This window comes from Pseudomonas sp. FSL R10-1339, from assembly GCF_009600545.1.
Classification (GTDB): Bacteria; Pseudomonadota; Gammaproteobacteria; order Pseudomonadales; family Pseudomonadaceae; genus Aquipseudomonas; species Aquipseudomonas bubulae.
In genome coordinates this window covers 1-2,521 of the sequence record NZ_WIVQ01000188.1, presented here as the reverse complement: position 1 = coordinate 2,521, position 2,521 = coordinate 1, and the positions used below count along the sequence as shown (strand labels likewise).

The following is a 2,521-nucleotide window of genomic DNA, read 5'->3' as shown; positions in this document are numbered from 1 at the left end:
CTGAAAGCCCGGGCGCAGCGCGTGGCGGCCCTGGACGCGCCCTTGCTGATCCAGGGGGAGACCGGCACCGGCAAAGAACTGGTGGCCCGCGCCTGCCATGCCATCAGCGATCGGTTTGGCGCACCGTTCCTGGCCCTGAACTGCGCTGCGCTCCCGGAGAACCTGGCTGAAAGCGAACTGTTCGGCTATGCCCCCGGCGCTTTTACCGGCGCCCAGCGTGGCGGCAAGCCGGGGCTGATGGAACTGGCCAACAACGGCACGGTATTTCTCGACGAAATCGCCGAAATGTCACCCTACCTGCAAGCCAAGCTGCTGCGCTTTCTCAACGACGGCAGCTTTCGCCGGGTGGGCGGCGAACGCGAGGTCAAGGTCAATGTGCGCATCCTCAGCGCCACGCACCGCAACCTCGAAAAAATGGTCAACGAAGGCAGCTTTCGCGAAGACCTGTTCTACCGTCTGAACGTGCTCAATATCGAAGTGCCGCCCCTGCGTGAACGTGGCCAGGATATTTTGTTGCTGGCACGCGCGTTCATGCAGCAGGCCTGTACCCAGATCCAGCGTCCGGCGTGTCGCCTGGCACCCGGTACCTACCCGGCCCTGCTGGGCAACCGCTGGCCCGGCAACGTACGCCAGTTGCAGAACGTGATTTTTCGCGCAGCGGCCATCTGCGAGGGTTCGCTGGTGGACATTGGCGACCTGGATATCGCCGGCACCTCGGTGGCACGCCAAAACGACAGCGAGATCGAGACCCTCGAGCACGCTGTCGAAACATTCGAGAAGGCGCTGCTGGAGAAGCTCTACGTCAGCTACCCCTCCACCCGCCAACTGGCCAGCCGCCTGCAAACCAGTCACACCGCCATCGCCCATCGACTGCGCAAATACGGCATCCCGGGCAAGGCCTGACGGACACAGAGCCCTGTAGATACTCTGTTGCCTGTCAACCCTCCCTGTGGGAGCGAGCCTGCTCGCGAAAGTCGTTCGCGAGCAGGCTCGCTCCCACAGTTAAAATTCCCTTCAGACCTTGCAGCTGCCGAAGGCTGAGTTCGGCAGCCGCCACAGAGTTTGTGCTCCCGCTCATTGGCAACCCAAGCCTTGTATCGAATTCAATCCACCGGAACGAATTCGATACACCCCCTCTCTACCCATGCCACGCAAGGCTTTGATCCCCTTGGATTTTTTTATGGCCTTCAGGCTGTATCGAATTCGCTACAGTCTTGCTCTTCGAATACCTCTTTTAAAATCTTAACTCATTGATAAATAAGGATATTTTTAAACTGGCAACCATCTTGCAGAGAACTCCTCATAAGCTCGACCTGCACGAGCATTTACCTGTGACCACCAGACCTGTCTGGCCTTGAGGAGTTTCCATGAGCGAATTGCGTTTTACTGAAGACCACGAATGGCTGCGCGCCGAAGCTGACGGCAGCGTAACCGTGGGGATTACCGCGTTTGCGCAAAACGCTCTGGGTGACGTGGTGTTTGTGCAATTGCCCGAGCTGCAGGCCTACGACAAGGGCGCCGAAGCCGCGACTGTCGAGTCGGTCAAGGCGGCCAGCGGCGTGTATATGCCCCTGGACGGCGAAGTGATCGCAGTCAACCCGGCGCTCGACAGCAGCCCGGAACTGGTCAACGAAGACCCGCTGGGCGAAGGCTGGTTCTTCCGCTTCAAGCCCGCCGACGCCAACGCTGTTGGCCAACTGCTCGATCAGGACGCCTATGACCGCCTGATCAAAGCCCAAGACGACAACTGAGAGCCCAGCCATGACCATCAATCTCAGCACCGCCAATGAATTTATCGCGCGCCATATCGGCCCGCGTCAGGCCGATGAACAGGCCATGCTCGCCACCCTGGGCTTTGATTCCCTTGAAGGTCTCAGCGCCAGCGTGATCCCGGAAAGCATCAAGGGCACCAGCGTGCTCAACTTGCCGGCCGGGCAAAGTGAAGCCGACGCCCTGGCCTCGATCAAGGCCATCGCAGCCAGGAACCAGCTGTGCAAAACCTATATCGGCCAAGGCTATTACAACTGCCACACGCCTTCGCCGATCCTGCGCAACCTGCTGGAAAACCCGGCCTGGTACACCGCCTACACACCGTACCAGCCGGAAATCTCCCAGGGCCGTCTCGAAGCGCTGCTCAACTTCCAGACCCTGATCAGCGACCTTAGCGGCCTGCCGATTGCCAACGCTTCGCTGCTCGACGAAGCCACCGCTGCTGCAGAAGCCATGACCTTCTGCAAACGCCTGAGCAAGAACAAAACCAGCCACCGCTTTTTCGCCTCCAGCCACTGCCACCCGCAAACCCTCGACGTGCTGCGCACCCGTGCCGAGCCGCTGGGCATTGAAGTGTTTGTGGCCGACGAGCGCGAACTGACTGACGTGACAGCCTTCTTCGGCGCGTTGCTGCAATACCCGGCCAGCAACGGCGATGTATTCGACTATCGCGAACTGGTCGAGCGTTTCCACGCCGCCAACGCCCTGGTGGCTGTTGCCGCCGACCTGCTGGCGCTGACCCTGCTGACCC

The 2,521-nt window shown here is 60.3% G+C and carries 2 protein-coding genes and 1 pseudogene; all 3 read left to right on the top strand.

The window, feature by feature from the left end; all coding sequences use genetic code 11:
* A partial coding sequence (locus tag GHO03_RS24140; protein ID WP_153400657.1) for a sigma 54-interacting transcriptional regulator occupies nt 1-903 on the top strand: 903 nt, incomplete at its 5' end.
* Nucleotides 904-1,367: 464 nt separating this feature from the next.
* Nucleotides 1,368-1,751: a glycine cleavage system protein GcvH gene (gcvH, locus tag GHO03_RS24135; protein WP_095001372.1), complete on the top strand. Its 384-nt coding sequence runs from the start codon at nt 1,368-1,370 to the stop codon at nt 1,749-1,751.
* Between the two features lie 10 nt (nt 1,752-1,761).
* Nucleotides 1,762-2,521 (top strand): annotated as a pseudogene (locus GHO03_RS24130) (glycine dehydrogenase (aminomethyl-transferring)); the annotation flags it as partial.

Bases quoted from the DNA above. Each gene is read 5' to 3' on its own strand.
- gcvH (WP_095001372.1), top strand. From the start codon at position 1,368: ATGAGCGAATTGCGTTTTACTGAAGACCACGAATGGCTGCGCGCCGAA.